We start from the raw sequence: 25,959 nt of genomic DNA, 5'->3' as shown, positions 1-25,959 counted from the left end.
GAGTTATTGAAATGAAGACCGTTCTGAAGACATTTGCCGCAGCGCTGTTGCTCGGCGTTGCCGCGATGGGCGCGGCGAAGGCCGAGCCGGTCAAGATCGGCGTCGCCGCCGAACCCTATCCGCCGTTCACCTCGCCGGATTCCTCGGGCAAATGGGTCGGCTGGGAGATCGAATTCATCAACGCGGTCTGCGCCGAGCAGAAGCTCGACTGCGTCATCACCCCTGTCGCCTGGGACGGCATCATCCCGGCGCTGACGACCAAGAAGATCGATGTGATCGCCAGTTCCATGTCGATCACCGACGAGCGCAAGAAGACGATCGACTTTTCCGACAAATATTACAACACGCCGACCGCCATTATCGGGCCGAAGGATCAGAAGTTCGGCTCCGCACCCGAGGACCTCAAGGGCAAGATCATCGGCGTCCAAGTTTCGACCGTGCATGCCGACTACGTCAAGAAACACTTCACCGAAGCGGCGGAAATCAAGGAATACCAGACCCAGGACGAGGCCAATCAGGATCTTGCCGCCGGTCGCCTCGATGCGGTGCAGGCCGATTCGATCGCGCTCGACGCCTTTCTGAAATCGGATCAGGGCAAGCAATGCTGCGATCTGAAGGGCATGGTCGCGCCGGATCTGGCGATCCTCGGGCCAGGCGTCGGCGCCGGTGTCCGCAAGGAAGACACCGAGCTGAAAGAGAAGATCAATGCCGGTATCAAGGCGATCCGCGCGAACGGCAAATATGACGAGATTTCGAAGAAATACTTCGACTTCGACATTTACGGCGCCGACACCCAGTCGAACTGACGGCATCCCTGATCGAATAACCACGCGGCGCGGGCAGCGCCGTGTGGCTTCGTCGACATCCACCCATGCAAGCTTTCCGCTGACGGTATCGCCGGCGGTTTTGGCGCCAGCAATTCGGGGGCGACGCTGATCGACGCATTTTTTCCGGCCTCTGTGGCCCGCATCATCGAACTGCTTTCGCCGACGCCGCCTGGCTGGGGCGGAACGCTTCTGGTCGGACTGCTCCACTCGGTCGAGATCGCTGCCGGTGCTTTCGGTCTCGGCCTCGTGATCGGCATTTGCGGCGCGTACGGCAAGCTCTACGGCGGGCCTGTGGTGCGCGATCTGCTGGCGGTCTATACGACGATCGTCCGCGCCGTGCCGGAGTTGGTGCTGATCCTGCTGCTCTATTATGCCGGCACCGATTTGATCAACCAGTTGCTGACGGCAATGGGATATCAACGCATCGACATCAGCGGGCTGGTGGCCGGCATTGCCGTGCTCGGATTCGTCCAGGGCGCCTATTCGACCGAGGTGATGCGTGGCGCGATCCTTGCCATTCCGCAAGGCCAGATCGAAGCCGCGCGCGCCTATGGCATGTCTCCCGGCCTCCTGCTGCGACGCATCACGCTGCCGGCGATGCTGCCTTTCGCCATACCCGGTCTCGCCAATCTCTGGCTGATCGCCACCAAGGACACCGCCCTGCTCGCGGTCGTCGGCTTCTTTGAACTGACATTGGCGACGCGCCAAGCGGCGGGCGTGACCAAGGCCTATCTTACGTTCTTTCTCGCCGCAGGCGTGATCTACCTCCTGTTGACGCTGGTCTCCAATCTGATCATCGGCCGCATCGAACTCTGGGCTCGGCGCGGCATGCCCTCCCTCAAGGAGGCGCGTTGATGGCCGGCGAAGCAATCATCATCAATGTTGCCCGCGCGTCGCTGTGGCTGCAGCCGCACCGCATCGTGCTGGTCCTGATAGCGCTGGCGCTGGTTCTCGCAGCCGCCTTCTTCATGCGCTGGGACTGGCTGCCGCAATATTACGAAATGGCACTTGTCGGCCTCTGGCGCACGCTCTGGATCCTCGCCGTCACCTGCACACTGGGCTTCCTGCTCGCCGTGCCGCTCGGGCTGGCGCAGGCTGCCGGCCCTTTCTGGCTCGCGGCGCCTGCAAAGGCCTTCTGCACCGTCATCAGGGGAACGCCGCTGCTGCTGCAGCTCTGGCTGCTCTACTATGGGCTCGGCTCGCTGTTTCCGCAGTACCCATGGATTCGCGAATCCTGGATGTGGCCATATCTCAGGCAGGCGTGGCCCTACGGCGTCCTGGCGCTGACCTTGTCCTTCGCCGGCTATGAGGGTGAAGTGATGCGGGGTGCCTTTGCCGGGGTGCCGAAAGGGCAGTTGGAAGCGGCGCGTGCCTTCGGCATGAGCCGCTGGAAGATTCTCCGGCGGATCTGGCTGCCGCAAGCCATCTACCGGGCGCTGCCGACGCTGACCGGCGAAACCGTGCTGCAGCTGAAATCGACGCCGCTGGTGGCGACCATCAGCGTGATCGACATATTCGCCGTCTCGTCAAAGGTGCGGCAGAGCACTTTCCTCACCTACGAACCCTTGCTGCTCCTGGCGTTGATCTATATGGCGATCACCGGCATCCTGGTCTTCGCCCTCGGCAAGATCGAGGCGCGGATCCCGAACAAGCTAGGCTAAAGCAGTTAAAGTCGCGAATTCAGGGCAGCTACAATGCAACTCAGTCTCGACCAGGCGACAGGGCTGTGCCGGATAGCGGCGCTCGGCGCCGGCGCCAATGAAGAAGCGGCGCAGTCGCTCGCAGCCTCCATCGTAGCGGCCGAGGCGGAAGGTCTGTCGACGGTCGGACTGTCGCATTTCATCGACTATCTCGAAGCGCTGGAAGCCGGCCGCATCGACGGCAAGGCCGAGCCGGTCATCACAAGGCCGGCTTTGGCGATCTATCTCTCCGACGCGCGCGGCGGTCTGGCGCATACCGGCTTCGACCGCACGATCGACGATCTCGCCAAGGCGGCACGCCTGTTCGGCGTTGCTATCTTTTCGCAGAAGAACGCCTATACATGCGGCGCGCTCGGCTATTTCACCGGGCGGCTGGCCGCGCAGGGGCTGGTGTCCTTCGCCGCGACCAACGGACCGGCCGTGCTTGCCGGCTCGGGCTCGGTCAAGCCGGTCTATTGCACCAACCCGATGTCCTTCGCCGCGCCCACCGCCGACGGAGCGCCACTGGTGATCGACCAGTCGTCGAGCGCCACTGCCTTCGTCAACATCCGCAAGGCGGCCGAGGACGGCAAGAAAATTCCCGAAGGCTGGGCCTTGGACGTCATCGGCAACCCGACCACCGATCCCGCCGCCGCCATGAAAGGCGCGATGCTTGCCTTCGGCGGCCAGCGCGGCGCCAACATCGCACTGATGGTCGAAGTGCTGGCGGCGGGCCTATCGGGCGCCAACTGGTCGCTCGATGCGCCATGGTTTAGCGGCGGACCGGACAGCCCGGGAACCGGCCTCTTCGTGCTGGCCGTCGAGCCCAAGCTGCTCGATCCGGATTTCGAGAAGCGCATGAAAGACCAGCTCGAACGGTTGCGCCGTCGCTACGGCGTGCATGTGCCCGGCCGTGCCCGCGCCGAAGCGGCAGAGAAGGCGGCGGCACGGGGCATAACGGCTCCGAAAGCCGTGGTCCAGCGCATTTCCGAGTTCGCCTCGCGCTACTCTTCCTGAAAAAATCCTGATCGCCGGTAACCAGCGCCTCGACGCAATGATTTCGCAGGCTAAAGAACGTCACATTTGAGCGGGTTACGGCGCGCTTAAGTGCTTGTTTTTTTATGCATGTCGTTTCGCAAACCGCTGCGCACCTTTGTGCGACCTGCGATGGAAGCCGATCGGGGCGAATGTTTTCGAAGCGCTTGCTGAATCTTTTTGCGCGCCGCCAAGTCACCGGAAACCCCGCTTCGGCGGGGTTTTCTGCGTTCTCTCGCATCTGGTAAGTTAACACGCGTTTTCTAGTCAACTTTTGTTCATTTGACTTTGACCGAGGTGGTCGGGTGTTTGCGCGAAGCAGCAAAAGAGGAGCCCCAATGTCCGCAAGCACCGACAATTCCAGAAGAAGCCTTTTCGTCCCGGCCCTTGGCAGCCTATATGCGGCGCTGCACACCACCTCTGAAACCATCCTGCGTGCGGTAGCCGGCATCTTCCTCACCATCCATGGTTCGCAGAAGATCACCGATCCGTTTGGCGCCGCCGAGATGGTGGAGGGCCTCGGCTTCTATCCGGGCGCATTTTGGTCCCTGCTCTTGGCATGCACCGAGTTCTTCGGAGGCATTTTCATCGCCATAGGCCTCTTGACCCGCCCGGCCGCCTTCGCCGGAATGTTCGTGCTTCTGGTCACGGTCTGGTTCCACTGGGTCACCATGGGCCAGGGCTTTTCGGGCGCTGAAAAATCGCTGCTGTGGGCGGCAATCCTGTTCTTCTTCGTCATTCGCGGCGGCAACCGCCAATCGGTCGACGCGCGCATCGGCAAAGCGTTCTGACGCGGTCGAAACAGGGTTCTCCGGCGACTTATCGTCGCCCTTTGCGTTTGGCGCGAAACGGACTATGAAACGGCCTCAGCCAAGCCCATCTGGAAAGCGCGCCGGAGCCCGCAATGACCGAAATCCTGCAGACCCCAAAGCTCGTCGTCGTGTTCGGCGGCTCCGGCTTTGTCGGCCGCCACGTCGTGCGGGCGCTGGCCAGGCGCGGCTATCGCATCAGGGTCGCCTGCCGCCGGCCCGATCTCGCCGGCCATCTGCAGCCGCTCGGCAATGTCGGCCAGATCCAGCCGGTGCAGGCCAATGTTCGCGTGCGCTGGTCGGTCGACCGCGCCGCGCAGGGCGCCGACCACGTCGTCAATTTGGTGGCCATCCTGCATGAGAGCGGCCGGCAGAAATTCACACCCGTCCACGAATTCGGCGCCCGCGCGGTCGCCGAAGCGGCGCGCGCCGTCGGCGCCGGCCTCACCCATATCTCGGCGCTGGGCGCCGATCTGAACGCGCAATCGGACTATGCGCGCACCAAAGCGCTTGGTGAAAAAGCGGTCCTGGAAACCATTGGCGATGCCGTCATCTTGCGTCCGTCGATCAATTTCGGGCCGGAGGATAGTTTCTTCAACCGGTTCGCCAATATGGCGCGCTATTCGCCGGTTCTGCCGCTGATCGGCGGTGGGCAAACCAAATTCCAGCCTGTCTATGTCGGCGATGTCGCCGAAGCGGTGGCACGCTCGGTCGACGGCAAAGTCCAGGGCGGCCGGATCTATGAGCTTGGCGGACCGCAGGTGCTCACCTTCAAGCAATGCATGCAGGAAATGCTTTCCATGATCGACCGCAAGCGGCTTCTGGTGTCGGTGCCGTGGTGGTTGGCGAACATGCAGGCATCGATCCTCGGGCTTTTGCCCAACCCGCTGCTGACCAAGGATCAGGTCCTGCAGTTGCGCCAGCACAACATCGTGTCGGAAGCGGCCATCAGGGAAAACAGAACGCTCGCCGGTCTCGATATCCAGCCACAGTCGATCGGCAGCATCCTGCCGAGCTATCTCTGGCGCTACCGGCCCGCCGGCCAGTTCCAGCGCAGGACGGCGGCCTAGCCAATCAGGCGGCTCACTAGAGCGGTTCAGCTTTTGAAGAACCGCCGAACGGCTATAAGTGTTTGTTTTTACGCAATTCCGGACGGAAAACCGCTACGCACTTTTCCTGGAATTGCTCTAAAGGCGCCGCGTGACCTGCATCGGCAGGCCGCCCTCCGGTTGCGTCGTCAGTTTCTGCACCGGCCACGGTTTGGTCTCGGCGGTGGTATCGAAGCGGAAGCGCGACAGCATGATCGCCAGAGCGATGATCGCCTCCTGCATGGCAAAGCTGGCGCCGATGCAGACGCGAGGACCGGCGCCGAACGGCAAATACTGGAAGCGGTCGATTTTCTCGCGATTTCCCGGATGGAAGCGTTCGGGCATGAACGCGTCGGGCCTGTCCCACAGCTTGCGATGACGGTGGACGACCCAGGGCATGACCAGCACCGCGGCGCGCCTCGGTATGTAGAGGCCGTTCCAGGTTTCAGGCTCGATCGGCTCGCGGTTGATGGACGGCGCCGGCGGATAAAGCCTGAGCGCCTCCTCGAAGGCGGCGCGGGTGAACGGCATGGCGTCGAGCCACTTTGTCGGGTCGGGCTCACGCGCCAGCACCGCGTCGATTTCGCGCTCGGCCTTTTCGCGCTCCCAAGGCGCTTCGGCCAGGCAATAGAGCGTCCAGCCGAGCGCACGCGCGGTGGTCTCATGGCCGGCGCCGATGAAGGTGATGATGTTGTCCTCGACCTCGGCGCGCGTTAGGCCGTCCGGTCCTTCCGCCTTGAGCAAAAGCGTGAGAAAATCCTGCGGCACCTTGTCCGGATCGCGCTTTACCCGCTCTTCGCGCATCTTGACGGTGTCAGTGACGATCTTGCGGAAGTAGGCCATGGTCTTGCGGCCGCGGATGCGGGTCAGGCGCGGCAGCCAATCGGGTGCCCGCAACAGGTCGAGAGGATCAACCCGGCCCATGGTCTCGAACAGCCGGTCGATCTCCTTGGCGAAGCTGCCCGGTTCGCCTGATATCTCGCCGGAAAACAGCGTCTCGGCCAGGATGTCAAAGGTAAGCAGCGTCATGTCGTGAGCGATGTCCGACGTGCCGCCGCCCTCGTAGCGCGTGACGAACTCCCGCGTGCGCCTCAGCATCGGCTCGGCAAAACCGAAGATGTGGCGCGGTGTGAACACCGGCGCCATCGCCTTGCGCGAGCGCCTCCATACCTCGCCCTCAGCGGTCAGCAGGCCGTCGCGCAGGATCGGCCGCAGGATCATCTGGCGCACCGTCGCCATCTTGTAGTTTTTGGCATTGTCGACCAGCACGTGGCGGATCAGGCCGGGGTCGTTGGCGATGACCAGCGGGCCGCCGATGCCGGTCACCGATATCCAGGGTTGGTTGTAGGTCGGCTCGCCCCACAATTCGAGCGGATTGCGATAGACGATGCGGATCATCTCCAGCGTCGAAGGCGGCGAGGTGCGCGGCTTCGGCGCCGGCGGGACGAAGGGGGCGGGCTGACTGTCCATGGCGTGCTCCGCTGGTCACCTCAATGTAGGGGCTGGCAAGGCAAGCGTCCATGTGGCCGAACGGCAAAGGCTGAAGTACCGGCTCTCCGGAATGTGACCGGGCACCAGAAAGTGCCTGGCTGTCGAAACAGGCTGGCCTGCTCTTGTTGCCACCGCTCTGTTCCCAAAACCGGTTCTCATTTTTGAGTCCGATGCTCTGCCGGACAGGCGTCCTCTGCTTCCCTCCGGAAATGCCTGCAAACCTTGGAAAAACCGCCTTTTGCGCCTATATCTAGGACATCAAAGCGGCGCGATTCGCAGCCATATTTTCGCGCTGGACAAGCGGCATCAATCAGACAGGTTTTCATGAGCGATCAGATCGACAACGCCAACGGCGCTGAGGCCGAGTACGGCGCCGATTCCATCAAAGTTTTGAAGGGGTTGGATGCCGTCCGCAAGCGGCCTGGCATGTATATCGGCGATACCGACGACGGCTCGGGCCTGCATCACATGGTCTACGAGGTCGTCGACAACGCCATCGATGAAGCGCTGGCCGGCCATGCCGACCTCGTCACGGTAACGCTCAACCCCGATGGTTCGGTGACGGTCATCGACAATGGCCGCGGCATTCCGACCGATATCCACACCGGCGAAGGCATTTCGGCGGCCGAAGTGATCATGACGCAGCTGCATGCCGGCGGCAAGTTCGACCAGAACTCCTACAAGGTGTCCGGCGGTCTGCACGGCGTCGGCGTCTCGGTAGTCAACGCGCTGTCGGCCTGGCTGAAGCTGAAGATCCGCCGCAACGGCCAAATCTACGAGATGAGCTTCACGCACGGCAATGCCGACGCGCCGCTGAGGGTCACCGGCACCTACGAACAGCGCAAGGTTGCCGGCACCTATGAGGGGCGCAGCGGCAGCGAGATCACCTTTTTCCCGTCAGCCGAGACGTTCACCATGGTCGAGTTCGACTTCGGCACGCTGGAGCACCGGCTGCGCGAACTCGCCTTTCTGAATTCCGGCGTGCGCATCGTTCTGACCGATGCCCGCCATGCCGACGTCGTGCGCCATGAGCTGCATTATGATGGCGGACTCGAGGAGTTTGTCAAATATCTCGACCGCGTCAAGAAACCGCTGATCGACAAGCCGATTGCGATCAAAGCCGAGCGCGACGGCATCACCGTCGAGGTCGCCATGTGGTGGAACGACAGCTACCACGAGAACGTGCTGGCCTTCACCAACAACATTCCGCAACGCGACGGCGGCACACACCTTGCCGGCTTCCGCGGCGCGCTGACACGCCAGATAACCGGCTATGGCGAATCCTCGGGCCTCACCAAGAAGGAGAAGGTGGCGCTGATCGGCGACGACTGCCGCGAAGGGCTGACGGCGGTGCTGTCGGTCAAGGTTCCCGACCCGAAATTCTCGTCGCAGACCAAGGACAAGCTGGTCTCGTCCGAAGTTCGCCCGGTGGTGGAAGGGCTCGTCAACGAGGCGCTCGGCACCTGGCTCGAAGAGCATCCGACCGAGGGCAAGGTGGTCATCGACAAGGTCATCCAGGCGGCAGCGGCGCGCGAAGCTGCGCGCAAGGCGCGCGACATCACCCGCAAGAGCTCGCTCGGCGTCACCTCACTGCCCGGCAAGCTGGCCGACTGCCAGGAACGCGATCCGGCGAAGTCCGAAATCTTCATCGTCGAGGGTGACAGCGCCGGCGGCTCGGCCAAGGGCGGCCGTTCGCGTCAGAACCAGGCCATTCTTCCCCTGCGCGGCAAGATCCTCAATGTCGAGCGAGCCCGCTTCGACCGCATGCTCGGCTCCGACATGATCGGCACCCTGATCACTGCACTCGGCACCTCGATCGGCAAGGACGAGTTCAACGCCGACAAATTGCGCTATCACAAGATCATCCTTATGACCGACGCCGACGTCGACGGCGCCCACATCCGCACCTTGCTGCTGACCTTCTTCTTCCGGCAGATGCCGGAGCTGATCGAGCGCGGCCATCTCTATATCGCCCAGCCGCCGCTCTACAAGGTGACGCGCGGCAAGAGCTCGCAATACATCAAGGACGAAAGCGCCTTCGAGGAATTCCTGATCGGCTCGGGGCTGGAGGAGGCGTCGCTTGCGCTCAGCACCGGCGAGGTGCGGGCCGGACAGGACCTGCGCAGCGCCATCGACGATGCGCTGGCGGTGCGTCAGCTCATCAACGGGCTGCACACCCGTTACAACAGAGGCGTGGTCGAGCAAGCGGCGATCGCCGGCGCACTCAACCCGGACGTTTTCGCCGATCTCGGCCGGGCCAACGACATGGCCGAGCGTGTCGCCCGGCGCCTCGACATCATCGCCGAGGACACCGAACGCGGCTGGACGGGCCGCATGTCGACCTCAAACGAAGGGGTCGGCGGCTATGTGTTCGAGCGCACGGTGCGCAGCGTCAAGGAATTCGCGCATCTCGATCTCGCGCTGATCAATTCGGCCGACGCCCGCCAGCTCGACCGCTATGCGCCTCGCCTGGCAGAAATCTATGGCGAGCCGCCGGTGCTGCGCCGCAAGGATGTGTCGGAAACCATCTCGGGACCGCTGGCGCTGCTCAACGCCGTGTTTGCCACCGGCCGCAAGGGCCTGACCATGCAGCGCTATAAGGGCCTTGGCGAGATGAACGCCGAGCAGCTCTGGGAAACCACGCTCGACCCGAATGTGCGCTCGCTCTTACAGGTCAAGGTCAACGACGCAACGGACGCCGACTCGCTGTTTTCGCGATTGATGGGCGATGAGGTCGAACCCAGGCGCGAGTTCATCCAGGAAAACGCATTGTCGGTCGCCAATCTGGATATCTAAAGCCCAGGCCGGACGCTCAATTTCAAGCGTTTGAGACATCATTGGTACACCTAGGCCTACCAATGATGTCTGCTGCATCGCAACAAGGTTCACCGAGAGCCGGCCGGAACGGAAAGGCTTCCAAGGCATTGTGATTGATCACAATCGCCGCAGGAGGCACTCATGGGACGTGGCATTTTGCTCTGGCTTCTCGGAGTCCCGATTCCGATCATTATTCTGATTATGCTTTTCGCACGGTAGGGGACTGACATGCAGTCAACCCTAACGGCTGTCGACGTTTCCGCACCGACGGAATCCTCTTCCACCGCTGTCAGCTGGGGGCCGATCGTGGCCGGCGCCTTTGCTGCCTCGGCGCTAACCTTGATCCTGATGCTGCTCGGCTCCGGGCTCGGGCTGACCATGGTTTCGCCGTGGTCCGGCTTGAGCACCTCGGTCACAACTTTCGCGGTCTCCACCGCTGCGTGGCTGATCATCGTGCAGTGGCTGTCATCGGCTCTCGGCGGTTATCTTGCCGGGCGCCTACGCACCAAATGGGTCGGCGTCCACAACGACGAAGTCTTTTTTCGCGATACCGCCCACGGCTTCCTCGCTTGGGCGCTTGCGACGTTGCTCGTCGCCGGCGTGCTCGGCTCGGCGCTTTCCGCAGCTGTCGGAACCGGCGTCCAGGCCGCTTCGACAGTCGCGTCGGGCGCGGCAATGGGCGCTTCGGCAGGTGCTACTGCAAACGCCGGAGGCGCCGCGACCGATAACGCAACGTCGTACTTCGTCGATGCGTTGTTCCGCCCGGCCGATGCGGCCAGGCTTGCTGCCGGCAATCCGGAGAGCGATGCGGCGGCAACGGCGCAGGCTTCGCGCATTTTGATCGCGAGCGCAGCAACAGGCGAAGTATCTGCCGACGACAAGACCTATCTGTCGCAGCTGGTCGCTGCTCGAACCGGGCTGTCGGAACCGGACGCCAGGGCTCGCGTCGATGCCGTACTTGCCAGGGTCGAAGAGGCGAAGGTCCAGGCCCAGCAGGCTGCCGATACAGCCAGGAAAGCCGGTGCCACCTTCGCGCTGCTTGGCGCATTGTCGTTGGTCGTCGGCGCTTTCATCGCAAGCGCCGCGGCAGCACTTGGCGGCAGGCAGCGCGACGACGAGGAGGCGCTCTTCCTGACCAACCGTTGATCGGTGCTTGACGGTTTCTTTCGATGCCGGGACTCTGCCCCGGCATCGATCTGTTGTTTTGATGGCGTGATCGGCTTGGATTGCGCGCGCTGATTCGCCGAAACGAGCGGCCCCAATTTTCCAGCAGCAATCGCCCCATTTCCAGCAGCACTCGTCGCTGTCGCTTAGCTTGGCTCCAGTTTGCGGCCGAGATCGACGGCGTCGCGCAGCACGTCGATGTGCGAGCGCGGCGGCGGGCCGGCGGCGGCGGCGATCTCGACACCGGTCGCCTTCAGCGACCAATAGAGCCGGTGCGTGAAGACGCGGCCAAGTGAGCCGCGCAGCGCGACCTGGATGTTCTCCACCCCGGGGCCGAAATTTTCCGCCATGGGTCCGGAGATCGGGTCGCCCGTCAGCCAGCCATTGCCCTTGTCGAAGATGTTGGTCCAACGTGTGGCGGCAAACACCGCACCATGATGCACTGCCCGCTGTGGCTTGCCTGAACGGCTGCGCCCTTCCTGATAGAGGACGGTTCCACCGGCCGCCGTCTCGGCGATCGGCGGACATGCCGAGAACAGCCGTTCAGCGATGCCGCGCCTGAATTCGGCGAGATTGTAGGTCACCAGAAATTCGCTGTGGGTCAGCGGGCTGCCGAGTGTGACGAAGTCGCTGATCTTCCACGGCAACGGATGATCGGCGTCCGTGGCGCGAAGCTGCCGATAGAGCTCCCACTGATTGCGGCGGAATCCGGAAAAATCATCCAAGCTGTCGGGCCACGCAGAACCGTCGGCATTGAGTGTGGCCTTGTCGACGGCGCGGATCGCTTTCAGTCTCGCCTTGTCGCGGGCGGCTTCCAGCTTTCGGGGTCTGAAATCGGCCCACAATATCTGCAGCAGATCATAGGCGATGATTGATCCCAGGCTGTGCGAGACCAGCACGATCCGGTCGTAGCCATCGTCCATCATAAGACGCCTCAGCAGCATCAGGCCACGGTCGCGGACAAGCGCGCGCTTCTCGACCGTTGCCGCTTCAGCACGCACGTAGGCGGCCACATCGCCGAAATAAGGAAGGCCAAACCGGTCCACCAACGAGATGACGAACGAGGCCAGGATCGTGACGAGCGTACCCGTGGTCCAGGAAACATACCCTTGCAAGGCCGACGTCGCGAGCACGAGCGCCGCGCACAAGACTGTTATGACGGTTAGAAGCGTGACGACGTAAAGCGCGCGGGCATCGCGCGGAATGTCGGCGGGCTTGCGCCAGAGCAGATTCGTCACCCAGGCCGCAAGCCGGCCCCGCGTCGTGCCCTGGGTGATATCGGCCCAGTAAAGCTCGTAGAAATCGGTGCGTCGGCCATCGACATCGTAAGGGGTGGTGATCCGGCGAAGCTCGTGCGAGCTCGTCCGGCTGTCAGGCGTGATCCAGCTCTGGTTGATCTTCTCACCGCCCGGATCGGCGGGATCGGCGACCCGGGCATAAAACGGCGCGCGAGCGGGATCATGGCTCCAAACAGCCTGGACAAATTCCCTCAGCGTGCCCATGGGCCGCTGTTCGCCCATGCCATGCACGATCACCACGGCCTGGTTGAGTTTGCGCGGCGCCTTTCCGGCGGCCGGCGGACTGGTCTTGGCCGGCGACGCAATAGGATGAGGGTCGGACACCAGTGCCTCCGTTGGTGACAAATCCCGGAACAGAATTTGCCCATCGTAGCTCTGAAACCGGCGTGAGAGCAAAGGACGCTGGATGCTCAGCGCCAAGAAAAAACCCGGCGCGGGGCCGGGCTTTTGTTTCGAGCAACTAGCGATGTATCGGGGGCCGCCAACCCGGGTCAGTGATCCATGGCCTTGACGATCTCCTCGGTCATCTTCTTCGCATCTCCGAGCAGCATCATGGTGCCGTCCTTGTAAAACAGCGTGTTGTCGATGCCGGCATAGCCGGAGCCGAGCGAGCGCTTGACGAACAGACAGGTGCGGGCCTTATCGACGTCGAGGATCGGCATGCCGTAGATCGGCGAGGACTTGTCGTCGCGGGCGGACGGGTTGGTGACGTCGTTCGCGCCGATGACATACGCGACGTCGGCCTGCGCGAATTCGGAGTTGATATTCTCGAGTTCGAACACTTCGTCATAAGGCACATTGGCTTCTGCCAGCAGCACGTTCATGTGGCCGGGCATGCGGCCGGCGACCGGATGAATGGCGTACTTCACGTCGACACCGGCTGCCTTGAGCTTGTCGGCCATCTCGCGCAGCGCATGCTGCGCCTGGGCGACCGCCATGCCGTAACCAGGCACGATGATGACCTTCTGCGCGTTCATCATCAGATAGGCGGCATCGTCGGCAGAGCCCTGCTTGACCGTGCGCTCGATGCCGTCGTCGGCAGTGGCGGAAGTCTCGCCGCCGAAGCCGCCGAGGATGACCGAGATGAACGACCGGTTCATGCCCTTGCACATGATGTAGGAGAGGATCGCGCCGGACGAGCCGACCAGTGCGCCGGTGATGATCAGCGCCAGATTGCCGAGCGTGAAGCCGAGTGCCGCAGCCGCCCAACCCGAATAGGAATTCAGCATCGAGACGACCACCGGCATGTCGGCGCCGCCGATCGGGATGATGAGCAGGACGCCAAGGACAAGCGACGCCGCCACGATCAGCCAGAACACCAGCTTGGACTCGGTAGTGACCAACAGCACAATCAGCACGATCAGCCCGATGCCGAGGGCGGCGTTGATGAAGTGGCGGCCGCCAATCATGATCGGCTTGCCCGACATGCGGCCGTCGAGCTTAAGGAAGGCGATAACCGAGCCGGTGAAGGTGATGGCGCCGATGGCGACGCCGAGGCTCATCTCGATCAGCGCCTGGGCGTGGATGTCGGCGACCGTACCGATGCCGAAACTTTCCGGCGCATAGACGGCGGCAGCCGCCACCATGACGGCGGCAAGGCCAACCAGCGAGTGGAAGGCGGCGACCAGCTGCGGCATCGAGGTCATGGCGATGCGCCGTGCGGTGACCGCGCCGACCGAGCCGCCGATCAAAAGACCGAGCACGATGAGGCCGAAGCCCCCCGCCGAAGGGGTCGCCAGCGCCAGCGTGGTGGCAATGGCGATGCCCATGCCGATCATGCCGTACATGTTGCCCTGGCGGCTGGTGGTCGGGTGCGACAGGCCGCGCAATGCCAGGATGAACAGGATGCCGGAGACCAGATAGAGGAAGGAGGCGAAGTTGGCGTTCATGGCGCTCTACTTGTCCTTCTTCTTGTACATCGCCAGCATGCGCTGGGTGACGAGGAAACCGCCGAAGATGTTGACCGAGACCAGCATCAGCGCGACGAAACCGAAGCCGGTGGCGATGCCGGACGCCGAGATGCCGACGGCAAGCAGCGCGCCGACGACGATGACCGAGGAGATGGCGTTGGTGACGGCCATCAGCGGCGTGTGCAGCGCCGGCGTCACCGACCAGACGACGTAATAGCCAACGAAGATCGCCAGGACAAAAATGGCGAAGCGGAAGACGAACGGATCGATCGCTCCGCCGGACAGCGCGTGCGCGGCGTCGGCTGCCGCATCGGTGCCGCCTGGAGCGGTGGCCAGATCCTGCACCGCGAGCCGGACGGCGGCGGTCGCCTGGTCGAGCTGGTCGAGGGCTTTCTGCAAGGTCTGGTCCATCACGCGATCCCTTTCGACTTATCAGCGGGCGACTTGGGTGCGGCAAGTTTCTTGGGTGCGGCAGCTTTCTTTGCAGCGGGCTTCGCAGGCTCAGCCGAGGCGATCATCACCGCCGGCTTGCCGGCGAAGGCCGGATGCACGACCTGGCCACCATCGGTCAGCATCGTCGCCTTGACCAATTCGTCGTCGCGGTTGATGGCAAGCGTCTTCGTGGTCTTGTCGACCAGCGTCTCGAGGAACGCAAAGAGGTTCCTGGCATAAAGCAGCGAGGCGGAGGCAGCGACGCGGCCCGGCACGTTGAGATGGCCGACGATTTTCACCCCGTTGGCCGTGATCGCCACCTGCCCCGGCACAGCGCCCTCGACATTGCCGCCGCGTTCGACGGCGAGGTCGACGATCACCGAGCCCGGCTTCATCGAGGCGACCATCGCGGTCGAAACGAGCTTCGGCGCCGGACGACCGGGAATCAGCGCCGTGGTGATGACGATGTCCTGCTTGGCGATGTGCTCGGCGGTCAGTGCGGCTTGCTTGGCCTGGTATTCCTTGGACATTTCCTTGGCATAGCCGCCAGCCGTCTCCGCCGCCTTGAACTCCTCGTCCTCGACCGCCAGGAACTTTGCTCCCAGCGAGGCGACCTGTTCCTTGGCGGCGGGGCGCACGTCGGTGGCGGTGACGACGGCGCCAAGCCGTCTTGCCGTCGCAATGGCCTGCAGGCCGGCGACGCCGACGCCCATGATGAAGACTTTCGCCGCCGGCACCGTGCCGGCCGCCGTCATCATCATCGGCAGCGCCCGGTCATATTCGGCAGCCGCGTCGATCACCGCCTGATAGCCGGCGAGGTTCGCCTGGCTGGACAGGACGTCCATCGATTGGGCGCGCGTGATGCGCGGCATGAACTCCATCGAGAAGGCGGTGACGCCGGCCCTTGCCAGAGCATCGACGGCAGCATCGTTGCCATAGGGATCCATGATGGCGATGACGGCAGTGCCCGAGCGATAGGCCTTCAGCTCAGCCTCATCAGGCCGGCGCACCTTCAGCACCACATCGGCCTTGGCGACATCGCCGGCCTTACCGACCACAGCGCCGGCCTTGCCGAACTCGTCGTCGGGAATGCGTGATGCCGTGCCGGCGCCGCTTTCGATGATCACGTCGAATCCCAGCCCCGCCAGCCGCTTCACCGTGTCGGGCGAGGCGGCAACGCGCGGCTCGTTCGCATCGAGCTCACGAGGGATGAAAACCGTCTGTCCCACCGCATGATCCTTTCGGCTGGAACCTGTCTGCGCAGGACGCCGTCCGGACTTCCGGCGATGTCACGGGCAAGGGGTTTTGAAGAATTTACCGGAGAATGAAAGCGCCGACAGCGAGGATCAGAACGAACAGGACAAATCCCGAGAAGAAGCCGCCCGCAAAGAAGCCGAAGGCCATTGCCAGAAGCACGGCGAGGCAAAACAGCGATCCGTATTTCGCGAGCCTAAGGAAGCCGGCATAGGTGCGGTCGTGCTCGGCATAGTCCATCTTCGCGCCTAGTTCGACAGGACCGGTCGGCGAGTGATCAGCCATAGGAATACCCCTTCGAAGACATCTTTCAGGCACATAGCGAAAAGCCAGGCCGAGGGCAATGGCGCTATTGCCGCATCGCCGGAGACATCAGCCTCAAAGGAAAGTTGAAGCTGGCAGATGCAGGGAGCATGTTGCTGAGGTAACCGTGGCTGCCGCCTTGCGCTTCCTTGCGGCTGAGGCTTGTCACATCAGCCGGCGAGCTGCGGAAACAGCCCAAGCAGGCCGACGACGATCAGGTAGAGCGCGACGATGTAGTTGAGGAGTCGCGGCATCACCAGGATCAGCACGCCGGCAATCAGCGAGATCAGTGGAGTGAGTGCGAGCGTGGAAATGGTCATGTCGTTCCCTTTCGATAGGATTTGCCGCCAACGCTATGCGGGTCGACGTCGTTCATGCGCTACCGGCGCGCTTGCCAGAACGCCGAAGCGGCCGGAAAGCTCCATGGCCAGGCTGCAAAGTTGTCGAACGTCTCGCCTTTGTTTAGGTGCATGTCGTTGTCCCAAAACCGTTGCGCGCTTTTGGGAGAAACGCATCAGGCGGCTTCGCGAAAATATTTGGCTGTGGGCAAGATAGTCAGCGGCGCGAGTTCACCGACATTGGGCATATCGAACAGCATGCGCTGCTCCATTGGCGTCGAACGGAAGAACGGGAACCGGGAGAGGGACCGCTCGCGGATTGCATTGACGTCGGCACGGTAGAGCACGACCTTGTTGTAGACGCCGGGATAGGCGCGGGCCTCGCTGATCTTCTCGGAATAGTAGATCCGCTTGTAGAAGCCGGCGTGGTCCTCGCGGATGGTCGACAGGCAGTAAGGCGCGTTGAAATGGAAACACGCCATGCCCGCGAGCCGCAATGTGAGATAGGGTATTTGCGGATAGACGCGTGACCACTCGGGGTCGGAGGCGAACCGGCTGGGACAGATGAAGCTCAGTCCCTTTACCAGCATCGGCATGACGATATCGCCGAAAGCCTTGGTGGAAGGCGACATCGGCGTCGCCAGCGTGACGTGGTGAATGCGCAGCGTGCTGACGAGTTCCTGGTCGATGTAGACGCCGAAACGAAAGACGTTCGGTGCCTCGTCGAGCTCGTCGTGAATGGTATGGTTCTCGTTGTCGGGCACCATATCGTTGGAGCGATACGACTTGTAGCGCAGGCGGTAGATGTCCTCGAGGTCTTCGCCCTTGTCGCAGCGACGGTATTCCGTCCGCTCGAGCATCGCCGAGACATTCCTGGCAAAGCTGGACATAGTGTCGGACGCATCACTCCCGTCCGCACCCGCCGCTTGGCGAGGCGAAATCAACTCAACAACCATAAACTCAATCCCCGGAACTGCCGCCGCGATCAACACTACGGCAGGGTCGTAAGATGTAAAGATGAAAACAAGATAGAGATCGTTTACCAGCTATTAAGGTTAATGATTGTAAAAATTATACCAAAGTACGAGATTTCTTCCATGGAAATCAGCGATGCGTCGCTTTCTTGGCCGTCTTGATGTCCTTGGCGAAGGGCCAGACCGTGCTCGACATCGTCTCGATACCGGACGCGCTTAGCGCCGAGCCGAACAGGAATCCTTGAACCAGGTCCGGCTTGACCTGCAAGGCAAGGATCTTGAGCTGCTCGAAAGTCTCGACGCCCTCGACAGTCACCGAAAGCCCCAGTGGCCGTGACAGATTGACGATGCCCTTGAGCAGTTCGAGCGAACGGCTGTTCTGGGTAACGTCCATCAGGAACGAGCGGTCGATCTTGATCTTGTCGAGCGGAAGTTTGTGGAGATAGCTCAGGCTCGAATAGCCGGTGCCGAAATCGTCGAGCGCGATGCGCACGCCAAGCCGCTTCAATTCTTCGATATACTGACGCGTCAGCGACTTGTCGTCGAGCAGCGCCGTCTCGGTGACCTCGATCTCCAGGCGACCGGCGGCGAGACCGGAACTGGCGAGCGCATCGTGAACCTTCTCGATAACGTCGCGGTTGCGAAAGTCCTTGGCCGAGAGATTGACCGAGACACTGGTCTGTGCGGGCCATTTGGCGCATTCGGTGCACGCCGCATGCAGGACGAAGGTGCTGATCTCGGAAATGATGCCCATTTCTTCCGCCAGCGGAATGAAGATGCTGGGCGAAATCGGTCCGAGATCGGGGTGGTCCCAACGGCACAGCGCCTCGCAGCTGGCTATGCGCATCGTGCTCATCGCCACGATCGGCTGGTAGACCACCCGCAACCCCTTGCTTTCTACCGCGGTGCGCAGATCCGCCTTCATCAGCTGACGGTTGCGGAAAGCGGCCTCCATCGACGCCTCGAACAACCGCCAAGTATTCTTGCCGAGTTCCTTGGCCTTGTAGAGCGCGAGGTCCGCCTTGACGATCATGGCGTCGACATCGGTATCCCTGACCCTCGACAGCACCGCGCCACCGCTGGCCTGGATGCGCAGCCCATGGCCGGCGACGTCGACCTCGCCCTGCAGCTCCAGGAAAATCTCATCGATTTGGCTGGACAGATGGCTCTCGTCCTTGACGCGGTCGAAGAAGATCATGAACTCGTCGCCGCCGAAACGGCTGACGGTGACGCCTGGTCCGGCGACCGCCGCCAGCCGTTCAGCGACGGCGTAGATCAATCCATCGCCGACCGGGTGGCCAAGCGTGTCGTTGACGCTCTTGAAGTCGTCGAGGTCGAGCACGGCGAGCCCGCAGAGACGCTCGAGGTCGCCGGACGCCATCGCCTCTCCGATCAACTCGTGGAAATAGGCGCGGTTGGGCAGGCCGGTGAGATTGTCGTAACGCGCCATGAAGCGGATCTTGTCTTCCGCCTCGACGCGGGCCGTCACATCCTCGAAGGTGATGACGCCCAGTTCCTGGCTGCCTTCACGTGCCGAGAACTCATAGTGCTGACCATTCGCAAGCGAGACGAGAACCTTGCGATCGCGGCCCTCGCGCAGGGCGCGCGTAAGTTGGGCTTCGATGTAGCGGCAGTCCTTCAGCGCCAGCATGCCGCCGGCAACGCCGCGCATCAGCAGACCGTGGATCGATCGCCCGAGCAACGCGTCGGGCGATTTGAGCGACATCAGATGCGCGGCTTCGGCGTTGGCCACCGCCACCCGGCCGTCCGGGCCGAGCATGACAAGGCCATGCGACATGGTGTTCAGCGCCCGATTGAAGCGCTGGGCAAGGCGGTTCGCCTTCTTCTCCTCCGACACCGCCGCAAAAAGCACATCGCGCACCGTGTTGGCGAATTTGCGGATCGCGAACAGGAACGGCGCTGACAGCAGGCCAAGGAGGACATGATAGATATCGCCGCGCAGCAGGAACCCCAGCGAGATGGGCCAGGTCAATGCAAGGGTCAGGATGGTCACCATGCGCGGCGAGCCATAGTTGCGGCCGGCAATGGAGGTCGCGGTCGCCAGCGTCAGGCAGACGGAGGCGATCTCGGCGAAATCGTCGCGCGCAAAGTAGATGCCGAGCAGGCAGAAAGCCCCGAGCGTAAGCCCATGCAGGGAGCCGAAGAGTATATAATCGTTTTCGCGCTTGTGCGCTTCCTCCCAGGTCGTCGGTGATGGCAAGTTATTGTATTTTCGGAAGTTTCTCAGGCGGAATATGCCTACGAGAACCATCGCGATCGCAACGACCAGGTAACGCGGATCGCCGTTTTTCCACCAGACAAGGCCGATCAGGAAAGTTTGCGCGAGAATACCGATCGAAAGCGTCACCCCGTCGCGAAACAGAGTTTCCACGAACGGGATATAGACGTCGACCGGGATCTCGTTTTTTCTTTTCAGATTCACGCCTGAATCCCAACCCTGGGGAGCCAAGCTGTGTCACATTCGCCTTAAGAAAGATTTAGAGAGGCCGTTTCGGGCCTCACCGTCAGGTCGGTGACCCCGGGGAAGCCATTCTTCAGGTACACAAGGCATATCGATCACTCGGCGGCCTGGAGTTCCGGCCGCACCGGCGTTTTTGCCAGCCGATCGAGCAGCCTCTGGCGCTCGCCAGCGGCCTTTTCGGCACTGGCCTGCCTGACGTGACCATAGCCGCGAATGAGCGCCGGCACTGAGACAAGCGCTGCCGCGGCCTCGACCCTGCCCGGCGCGAGTGCTGCGGCGACAAGCTCCAAATCGGCTTCGTACTGCGCAAGAAGCTGCCGCTCCATACGCCTTTCGGTGCTGTAGCCGAACACATCGAAGAGAGTGCCACGCAAGCTTTTCATCGCTGCCAGCAGGCGGAACCCCTTCATCATCCAGGGACCGAAGCTCGACTTCCCCGGCTTGCCGCCCTTGCCGCGCCTGCCCATGATCGGCGGCGCGAGATGAAATTCGAGTTTGTCGTAGCTCTGGAACTGCTTGCCCAGCTCGGCGGCGAAGGAGCCGTCGGTGTAGAGCCTCGCCACCTCGTATTCGTCCTTGATCGCCATCAGCTTGAACAGGTTCCTCGCGGCGGCCTCGGTCACATCAATCGAACCGGGCACCGCCCTGGCTTCGGCCTTGCGCAGCGCGGCCAGCCGGTCGGCATAGCGCTTGCCATAGGCGGCGTTCTGATAGGCGGTGAGGAAGGCGACGCGGCGGGCGATGATGTCGTCCAGCGTTTCGGCGACAGCGGCAGTCTGTGCAGTCTTGCCCGGCTGGGCAACGAGGCCGCGCACGAAATCCGGCTGGTGGGCGGCGCGGCGGCCCCAGCGGAAGGCTGAGACGTTCATTGCCACGGCCTGGCCGTTGAGCTCGATCGCCTTTTCGACTGCCTCGGCCGACAGCGGCAAGCCGCCATGCTGAAACGCGAAGCCGAGCATGAACATGTTGGCGCCGAGCGAACTGCCGAACAGCGCCGTGGCGGTGCAAGTGGCGTCGAAGAAATGCGCCTTGTCGTCACCAGCGGCAGTGCGGATCGCCTTTTTCAGCCGCTCGACGGGCAGCGAGAAATCCGCTGACCGGGTAAACTCGCCGGGCATGATCTCGGCGGTGTTGGCGAGGAAGATCGTGTGGCCCTCACGCACCGCGGCGAGCACCTTTTGGGCGCCCGACACGACGAGGTCGCAGCCAAGCACAAGGTCTGCCTTGCCGGCCGAAACGCGGATGGCATGGATATCGCCCGGGCTGCGCGCGATGCGGACATGGGTGAACACCGAGCCGCCCTTCTGGGCAAGGCCGGCCATGTCGATCATGCCGCAGCCCTTGTCTTCGAGATGGGCCGCCATGCCGAGCACCGCGCCGATGGTGACGACGCCGGTGCCGCCGACGCCGTCGATGATCGCCGCCCAGCCTTGTTCGCCGAGCGGGAATTCGGCGGGCGCGGGCACGCCGTCGAGCGGGTCGATCGTGCCGGCAATACCGTCGGCCTTCCTGATCTTGCCACCATGCACGGTGACGAAGGACGGACAGAAGCCGTTGATGCAGGAGAAATCCTTGTTGCAGCTCGACTGGTCGATCCTGCGCTTGCGGCCGAATTCGGTCTCGACCGGCTGGATCGACACGCAATTCGACTGCACGCCGCAATCGCCGCAGCCTTCGCAGACCAGTTCGTTGATGAAGACGCGCTTGTCGGGATCGGGGAAGGTGCCGCGCTTGCGGCGGCGGCGCTTTTCGGCGGCGCACGTCTGGTCGTAGATCAGCACGGATGTACCCCTGATCGCGCGCAATTCGCGCTGGACGAGGTCGAGGTCGTCGCGGTGATGGATAGTGGCGCCGGCGGGGAATTCGATCTTGCCGGTATATTTGTCCGGCTCGTCGGTGACGATGGCGATCCGCTCAACGCCCTCGGCCCGCACCTGCCTGGCGATCATGTCCACGGTCAGGCCTCCCTCGTGCGGCTGGCCGCCAGTCATGGCGACGGCGTCGTTGTAGAGGATCTTGTAGGTGATGTTGGCGTCGGTCGACAGCGCGAAGCGGATCGCCAGCGCACCAGAGTGGTTGTAGGTGCCGTCGCCGAGATTCTGGAATATGTGATCGCGCTTCGAGAACGGCGCCTGGCCGACCCATTGCGCGCCCTCGCCGCCCATGGCGGTGAAACCAACGGTGTTGCGATCCATCCACAGCGCCATGAAATGGCAGCCGATGCCGGCGGCGGCGAGCGAGCCGTCGGGCACCTTGGTCGAGGAATTATGCGGGCAGCCGGAGCAGAAGAAGGGCGTGCGCGAGGCGATGTCTGAAGTGTCGGCGAGCATCGCCTGGAACTGGCGAAGTTTCGCCACCCGCGCGGCAATCTCGTCCGACGGGCCGATCGTCCGCAAGATCCTGTCGCCGAGCGCGATGGCGATGTCGTTGGGATCAAGCGCGCCCTTGGCCGGGAACAGTCCGTCGCCGCGCTCGTCCTTCTTGCCGACGATGACCGGCTGCATGGCGGTGCCATAAAGGTTTTCGCGCAGCTGCACCTCGATCAGCGAGCGTTTCTCCTCGACGACGACAATGGTGTCGAGACCGCGAGCGAAGTCGGCGATGTGCTGCAGGTCGAGCGGCCACGGGCAACCGACCTTGAACAGTCTGATACCAATGCGGTTGGCACCGGCTTCGTCGACGCCGATGTCTTCCAGCGCCTGGCGAACGTCGAGATAGCTTTTGCCGATGGTGACGATGCCAAGCTTCGGGCTGCCGCCGCCGGAATAGACGATCCGGTTGAGCCCGTTGGCATGGATGAAGGCCGAAGCAGCGGCGCGCTTGTATTCATGCAGCCGCTCCTCCTGGCCGAGCATGTCGATCTCGTTGCGAATGTTGAGGCCGCCAGGCGGCATGTCGAAGTCCGGGGTGACGATCTCAAGCCGTTCGAGCGCGGCATCGACCGAAGCCGTCGATTCGATGTTGTCCTTGACGCATTTGATCGCCGCCCAGGTGCCGGCGAAACGCGACATGGCGATGCCGTAGAGGCCATAGTCGATGATCTCCTGGACCCCGGCCGGATTGAGGATCGGCACCATGGTGTCAACGAACAGGAATTCGGTCGCATGCGCGTTGGTCGAGGATTCGGCCATGTGGTCATCGCCCATCAGGGCGAGCACGCCGCCATATCTTGACGAGCCGGCGAGATTGGCATGGCGGAACACGTCGCCGGAGCGATCGACGCCCGGTCCCTTGCCGTACCAGACAGAAAAGACGCCGTCATGCGTGCCCTCACCCAGTAATTCGGCCTGCTGCGAACCCCAGCAAGCCGTGGCCGCGAGTTCCTCATTGAGGCCGGGCTGGAAGACGATGTCCGACTGGGCGAGCTGCTTCCTGGCCTTCCAAAGCTGCATGTCGAGGCCGCCGAGCGGCGAGCCGCGATAGCCGGATACGAAGCCGGCGGTGTTCAGGCCAGCCCGGCGGTCGCGCTCGCGCTGCATCAGCAGCATGCGGATGACCGCCTGCGCGCCGGAAAGGAAGATGCGCTCCTTTCCCAGGTCGAACTTGTCGTCGAGCGCGACATCATGCAGAATCATCAGGCATTTCCTCTGCGGAGGCCGCAGTTCTAGCGCAGCCAACGTCGGAGTTGGAGGCTGCAGTGTTTCTCCCCTTGCCGGGCAGGTCAAACAAAATCGAAGATGCCCAGGTGAGGCGCAACAAACGATCCGGTCCGCGCCCGATGGTGTAAGAAATCGCACACTCGTTGTTCCGTCAGCGCACGAAAATTCCAGCCGCGGCCGATACCCGGCGATGACGCGTCAGCCGGCCTTCGAACAGTCGGGCTTAGGTGCGCCCGGCAGCTTGCCGTCCGGATGGCCAGCAAGCTCGGGATTGGGCGTATAGAGCTGGTCGATGACCAGCGGCCGGTCGGGCAGGACCGACTGGTCCTGCGTCGACATCAGCGTGGTGTCGATCTTCTGGAGGACCGCGTCGTCGGCATCCTTGATGCTGATCGCAATCGCATAAGGCTTGTCTTTGACGATGCAGGAAAGCGCCGGGCTCTCGAGCGATACCTTGCCGAGCTTCGGCCAGATTTTCTGTTCGACGACCAGCGGCTCGCCGCCGGCCGGATTCTGGAAGCTGGCGACCGCGACCTGTCCTACCTCCATCGGCCGCAACGGTCTCAGCGTGACGACAAAGGTCGCCCTTGCGAGCCGATAATTGAAGACGACCAGCTTGCCGGAGATCTCGAACAATCTGCCTTCGCCGTCCTTGCCGGTATCGCGGCAGGCGCCGAGCGTTATCGCTGCCACGAGCGCGGCGCCGACAACGACCAGGCGTAAGATCTTCCTAGACATTGGCGGTCCCTCCGGCTGCCGTTCGGCGGCGATAGTGGCGGCTTGCCTTCTGGCGGTTGCCGCACACCGCCATGTCGCACCAAAGACGGCTGGAATTGCGGCTTCGGTCGAGGAACAGCCAAGTGCAATTGGGGCAGATCCTCAGCCTTTCGACGGTGTCGACGTGCAGCAGTGACAGTGCGGAAACCGCCAGCGCCGCCTCGAAGGCGATGGGCGTCGCCGGATCGCCGAACGGCCGTCCCGGCGCATCGATCTCGGTGCGGCTGTGCGCGAGACCCTCAGCGCAGGCACTAAGAAAGCCAGGCAGATCGCCCGTAGCGATCGCGCCTTTCGACACCGCACCACGAAACAGCCGGTCGGTCGTCTCGCGGATCGCCAGCACAACCGGCGCGATCTTATCCGGCGACGGCGCTTCGAGCCGCCTGCCGCCAAGCTCGGCGGTGCGAAAGCCGCTTGCCGCGTCGGCGAAACGGGCGATCTCCGCCGGATCCTTGAGCCGGTCGAAGGTTTTCTGGGGATCGCCACGCAGCACCACCGTGTTCGCCGTGTCGAGTGCAAGAAGACCGCCGGTGAAGCGGTGCGGGGTCCAGGAAACCGTCATGAGCGGCATTTCTAACCGATAAATCACGTTTGACAAGTTAGATTACCCGATGCAAATCTGCTCCGCGTGGACGCGGTCTTCCGCGATCCAAGGGAATTCGCATGCTCTATTTCTTCCAGCAGGTCCTGAACGGGCTGCATTCCGGCGCGCTCTATGCGTTGCTTGCCTTCGGCTATGTGCTGACCAACGGCATCCTGCACCGAACCAACCTTGCCTATGGCGCACTGTTTGCCTTTTGCGGACAGACGATGATCCTCACCGCAGCCTTCGGCTATCAGGCCCTGTGGCTGACGCTGTTGGCGGCCGTCACGCTCGGTATTGTCGCGGCCTTCCTGTATGCGGCACTGATCAGCCATGTCCTGTCGCGCAGCATCTTCGAGCCGCTGGCCGACCGCACGCCCAATGCGATCGTGGTGACGACGCTGGGCATATTGCTGCTGCTGTCGGAGGCAAGCCGCATCGCCGCTGACACACATGATCTGTGGCTGCCGCCAATGCTGGCCCAGCCCATCATTTTTGCGAAGGGGACCAATTTCAATGCGACGCTGACGCTGATTCAGTTGCTCGACTGCGGGATCGTCGTGGCAACCATTGCGCTCGCCGCCTGGGCGTTCGCCCGCTCAAGCTTCGGCCGGCGTTGGCGCGCCGTGTCCGACGACCCCAAAGCCGCGGCCATGTGCGGTGTCGACGTCCGCGCGGTGTTTCGGCACGCGGTGCTCGCCGGCGGCCTTTGCGCGGCGCTGGCCGGTGTCCTCGCCGGCCTTTACTACGGCAATATCAGCTTCGGCTCCGGCCTGGTCTACGGGCTGAAAATCCTGTTCGTAACGGCGGTGGGCGGCTATCTCTCGCCGTTGCGGGCTGCACTTGGCGCTGCCGCCTTCGGCATGGCCGAATCGCTGTGGGCCGGCTACTTCCCGGTCGAGTGGCGCGATGCCTGGATGTATCTGTTCCTCGTCGCCATGCTGGTGCTGATCGGCGCCGGGCGCGACCAGAGCAAGATTGCCTAACTGCAATCAGACCTGGGTAGACTTTGGTTGCATCACTTCTACAGCGCCGCGCGTCCGCTCGGACGCGCAAAGGACGCTGTAGCACATTGATCTTGCGCGTCATCCCCAGCGAA

21 protein-coding genes are annotated in these 25,959 nt (G+C 62.9%); 9 read left to right on the top strand and 12 right to left on the bottom strand.

All coding sequences use genetic code 11. The features are described 5' to 3' along the window. The first annotated feature begins 11 nt into the window (after nucleotides 1-11). From NKH36_RS01665 to NKH36_RS01640, 6 genes are all read left to right on the top strand, one after another. Nucleotides 12-806 (top strand): transporter substrate-binding domain-containing protein, encoded by a 795-nt coding sequence (locus tag NKH36_RS01665; RefSeq protein ID WP_352958362.1) that lies wholly within the window; start codon nucleotides 12-14, stop codon nucleotides 804-806. A gap of 153 nt (nucleotides 807-959) precedes the next feature. Continuing rightward, the gene (locus NKH36_RS01660; protein WP_352958360.1) at nucleotides 960-1,682 is read left to right on the top strand and encodes an ABC transporter permease; all 723 of its coding nucleotides are present in this window, start codon (nucleotides 960-962) and stop codon (nucleotides 1,680-1,682) included. Continuing rightward, nucleotides 1,682-2,488, top strand: coding sequence for an ABC transporter permease (locus tag NKH36_RS01655; RefSeq protein WP_352958359.1), 807 nt, complete (start codon nucleotides 1,682-1,684; stop codon nucleotides 2,486-2,488). Before NKH36_RS01660 ends, NKH36_RS01655 begins: the two co-directional genes overlap by 1 nt. A gap of 33 nt (nucleotides 2,489-2,521) precedes the next feature. After that, nucleotides 2,522-3,523 carry an Ldh family oxidoreductase gene (locus NKH36_RS01650; RefSeq protein ID WP_352958357.1) on the top strand — a complete coding sequence of 334 codons (1,002 nt, stop codon included), beginning with the start codon at nucleotides 2,522-2,524 and terminating at the stop codon, nucleotides 3,521-3,523. Nucleotides 3,524-3,879: 356 nt separating this feature from the next. Then, complete coding sequence (locus NKH36_RS01645) at nucleotides 3,880-4,332, top strand: DoxX family protein (protein ID WP_352958356.1); 453 nt, start codon at nucleotides 3,880-3,882, stop codon at nucleotides 4,330-4,332. 113 nt (nucleotides 4,333-4,445) lie between these two features. After that, entirely contained in the window at nucleotides 4,446-5,420 is a 975-nt protein-coding gene (locus NKH36_RS01640; RefSeq protein ID WP_352958354.1) for a complex I NDUFA9 subunit family protein, read from the top strand. A 117-nt stretch (nucleotides 5,421-5,537) separates the two neighbouring features. On the opposite strand, the gene NKH36_RS01635 is transcribed toward NKH36_RS01640, so the two are convergent. Further along, entirely contained in the window at nucleotides 5,538-6,908 is a 1,371-nt protein-coding gene (locus NKH36_RS01635; protein WP_352958353.1) for a cytochrome P450, read from the bottom strand. 345 nt (nucleotides 6,909-7,253) lie between these two features. Between NKH36_RS01635 and gyrB the strand changes: the two genes are divergently transcribed. Next, complete coding sequence (gene gyrB, locus NKH36_RS01630) at nucleotides 7,254-9,725, top strand: DNA topoisomerase (ATP-hydrolyzing) subunit B (protein WP_352958351.1); 2,472 nt, start codon at nucleotides 7,254-7,256, stop codon at nucleotides 9,723-9,725. 249 nt (nucleotides 9,726-9,974) lie between these two features. Further along, nucleotides 9,975-10,892: a hypothetical protein gene (locus tag NKH36_RS01625; RefSeq protein ID WP_352959813.1), complete on the top strand. Its 918-nt coding sequence runs from the start codon at nucleotides 9,975-9,977 to the stop codon at nucleotides 10,890-10,892. A gap of 164 nt (nucleotides 10,893-11,056) precedes the next feature. Here NKH36_RS01625 and NKH36_RS01620 read toward each other — a convergent pair whose 3' ends face one another. From NKH36_RS01620 to NKH36_RS01570, 11 genes are all read right to left on the bottom strand, one after another. After that, nucleotides 11,057-12,532, bottom strand: coding sequence for a hypothetical protein (locus NKH36_RS01620; RefSeq protein ID WP_352958348.1), 1,476 nt, complete (start codon nucleotides 12,530-12,532; stop codon nucleotides 11,057-11,059). A gap of 167 nt (nucleotides 12,533-12,699) precedes the next feature. Next, nucleotides 12,700-14,097: an NAD(P)(+) transhydrogenase (Re/Si-specific) subunit beta gene (locus NKH36_RS01615; protein ID WP_352958346.1), complete on the bottom strand. Its 1,398-nt coding sequence runs from the start codon at nucleotides 14,095-14,097 to the stop codon at nucleotides 12,700-12,702. A gap of 6 nt (nucleotides 14,098-14,103) precedes the next feature. Further along, on the bottom strand, nucleotides 14,104-14,529 hold the full coding sequence (locus NKH36_RS01610) for a proton-translocating transhydrogenase family protein (RefSeq protein WP_077375054.1): 426 nt from the start codon (nucleotides 14,527-14,529) through the stop codon (nucleotides 14,104-14,106). Beyond that, nucleotides 14,529-15,779: a Re/Si-specific NAD(P)(+) transhydrogenase subunit alpha gene (locus NKH36_RS01605; protein ID WP_352958344.1), complete on the bottom strand. Its 1,251-nt coding sequence runs from the start codon at nucleotides 15,777-15,779 to the stop codon at nucleotides 14,529-14,531. Before NKH36_RS01605 ends, NKH36_RS01610 begins: the two co-directional genes overlap by 1 nt. Before the next feature lie 85 nt (nucleotides 15,780-15,864). After that, nucleotides 15,865-16,089, bottom strand: coding sequence for an aa3-type cytochrome c oxidase subunit IV (locus NKH36_RS01600; RefSeq protein WP_352956060.1), 225 nt, complete (start codon nucleotides 16,087-16,089; stop codon nucleotides 15,865-15,867). 188 nt (nucleotides 16,090-16,277) lie between these two features. After that, a complete protein-coding gene (locus NKH36_RS01595; RefSeq protein ID WP_065006071.1) occupies nucleotides 16,278-16,427 on the bottom strand; it encodes a DUF3096 domain-containing protein in 150 nt (49 codons plus the stop codon). 194 nt (nucleotides 16,428-16,621) lie between these two features. Next, nucleotides 16,622-17,401 (bottom strand): N-acyl amino acid synthase FeeM domain-containing protein, encoded by a 780-nt coding sequence (locus NKH36_RS01590; RefSeq protein WP_352958342.1) that lies wholly within the window; start codon nucleotides 17,399-17,401, stop codon nucleotides 16,622-16,624. Nucleotides 17,402-17,549: 148 nt separating this feature from the next. Next, on the bottom strand, nucleotides 17,550-19,862 hold the full coding sequence (locus NKH36_RS01585; protein WP_352958340.1) for a putative bifunctional diguanylate cyclase/phosphodiesterase: 2,313 nt from the start codon (nucleotides 19,860-19,862) through the stop codon (nucleotides 17,550-17,552). A 134-nt stretch (nucleotides 19,863-19,996) separates the two neighbouring features. Beyond that, nucleotides 19,997-23,476 carry an indolepyruvate ferredoxin oxidoreductase family protein gene (locus NKH36_RS01580; RefSeq protein ID WP_352958339.1) on the bottom strand — a complete coding sequence of 1,160 codons (3,480 nt, stop codon included), beginning with the start codon at nucleotides 23,474-23,476 and terminating at the stop codon, nucleotides 19,997-19,999. Nucleotides 23,477-23,698: 222 nt separating this feature from the next. Further along, nucleotides 23,699-24,238 (bottom strand): hypothetical protein, encoded by a 540-nt coding sequence (locus NKH36_RS01575; RefSeq protein ID WP_352958338.1) that lies wholly within the window; start codon nucleotides 24,236-24,238, stop codon nucleotides 23,699-23,701. Beyond that, on the bottom strand, nucleotides 24,231-24,839 hold the full coding sequence (locus tag NKH36_RS01570; RefSeq protein ID WP_352958337.1) for a CGNR zinc finger domain-containing protein: 609 nt from the start codon (nucleotides 24,837-24,839) through the stop codon (nucleotides 24,231-24,233). Before NKH36_RS01570 ends, NKH36_RS01575 begins: the two co-directional genes overlap by 8 nt. Before the next feature lie 101 nt (nucleotides 24,840-24,940). Between NKH36_RS01570 and NKH36_RS01565 the strand changes: the two genes are divergently transcribed. Further along, entirely contained in the window at nucleotides 24,941-25,846 is a 906-nt protein-coding gene (locus tag NKH36_RS01565; protein ID WP_352958335.1) for a branched-chain amino acid ABC transporter permease, read from the top strand. Nucleotides 25,847-25,959: the final 113 nt, after the last annotated feature.

Origin of the sequence: Mesorhizobium sp. M1312, from assembly GCF_040318115.1 — a bacterium.
GTDB lineage: Bacteria > Pseudomonadota > Alphaproteobacteria > Rhizobiales > Rhizobiaceae > Mesorhizobium.
Note: the sequence above shows the minus strand (reverse complement) of the source record. Positions and strands in the feature narration are given on the sequence as shown.

Coding starts and splice junctions, on each gene's coding strand:
- NKH36_RS01665 (WP_352958362.1), top strand. CDS start 12: ATGAAGACCGTTCTGAAGACATTTGCCGCAGCGCTGTTGCTCGGCGTT.
- NKH36_RS01655 (WP_352958359.1), top strand. CDS start 1,682: ATGGCCGGCGAAGCAATCATCATCAATGTTGCCCGCGCGTCGCTGTGG.
- NKH36_RS01650 (WP_352958357.1), top strand. CDS start 2,522: ATGCAACTCAGTCTCGACCAGGCGACAGGGCTGTGCCGGATAGCGGCG.
- NKH36_RS01645 (WP_352958356.1), top strand. CDS start 3,880: ATGTCCGCAAGCACCGACAATTCCAGAAGAAGCCTTTTCGTCCCGGCC.
- NKH36_RS01640 (WP_352958354.1), top strand. CDS start 4,446: ATGACCGAAATCCTGCAGACCCCAAAGCTCGTCGTCGTGTTCGGCGGC.
- NKH36_RS01635 (WP_352958353.1), bottom strand. CDS start 6,908: ATGGACAGTCAGCCCGCCCCCTTCGTCCCGCCGGCGCCGAAGCCGCGC.
- gyrB (WP_352958351.1), top strand. CDS start 7,254: ATGAGCGATCAGATCGACAACGCCAACGGCGCTGAGGCCGAGTACGGC.
- NKH36_RS01625 (WP_352959813.1), top strand. CDS start 9,975: ATGCAGTCAACCCTAACGGCTGTCGACGTTTCCGCACCGACGGAATCC.
- NKH36_RS01615 (WP_352958346.1), bottom strand. CDS start 14,097: ATGAACGCCAACTTCGCCTCCTTCCTCTATCTGGTCTCCGGCATCCTG.
- NKH36_RS01610 (WP_077375054.1), bottom strand. CDS start 14,529: ATGGACCAGACCTTGCAGAAAGCCCTCGACCAGCTCGACCAGGCGACC.
- NKH36_RS01600 (WP_352956060.1), bottom strand. CDS start 16,089: ATGGCTGATCACTCGCCGACCGGTCCTGTCGAACTAGGCGCGAAGATG.
- NKH36_RS01595 (WP_065006071.1), bottom strand. CDS start 16,427: ATGACCATTTCCACGCTCGCACTCACTCCACTGATCTCGCTGATTGCC.
- NKH36_RS01590 (WP_352958342.1), bottom strand. CDS start 17,401: ATGGTTGTTGAGTTGATTTCGCCTCGCCAAGCGGCGGGTGCGGACGGG.
- NKH36_RS01580 (WP_352958339.1), bottom strand. CDS start 23,476: ATGATTCTGCATGATGTCGCGCTCGACGACAAGTTCGACCTGGGAAAG.
- NKH36_RS01575 (WP_352958338.1), bottom strand. CDS start 24,238: ATGTCTAGGAAGATCTTACGCCTGGTCGTTGTCGGCGCCGCGCTCGTG.
- NKH36_RS01570 (WP_352958337.1), bottom strand. CDS start 24,839: ATGACGGTTTCCTGGACCCCGCACCGCTTCACCGGCGGTCTTCTTGCA.
- NKH36_RS01565 (WP_352958335.1), top strand. CDS start 24,941: ATGCTCTATTTCTTCCAGCAGGTCCTGAACGGGCTGCATTCCGGCGCG.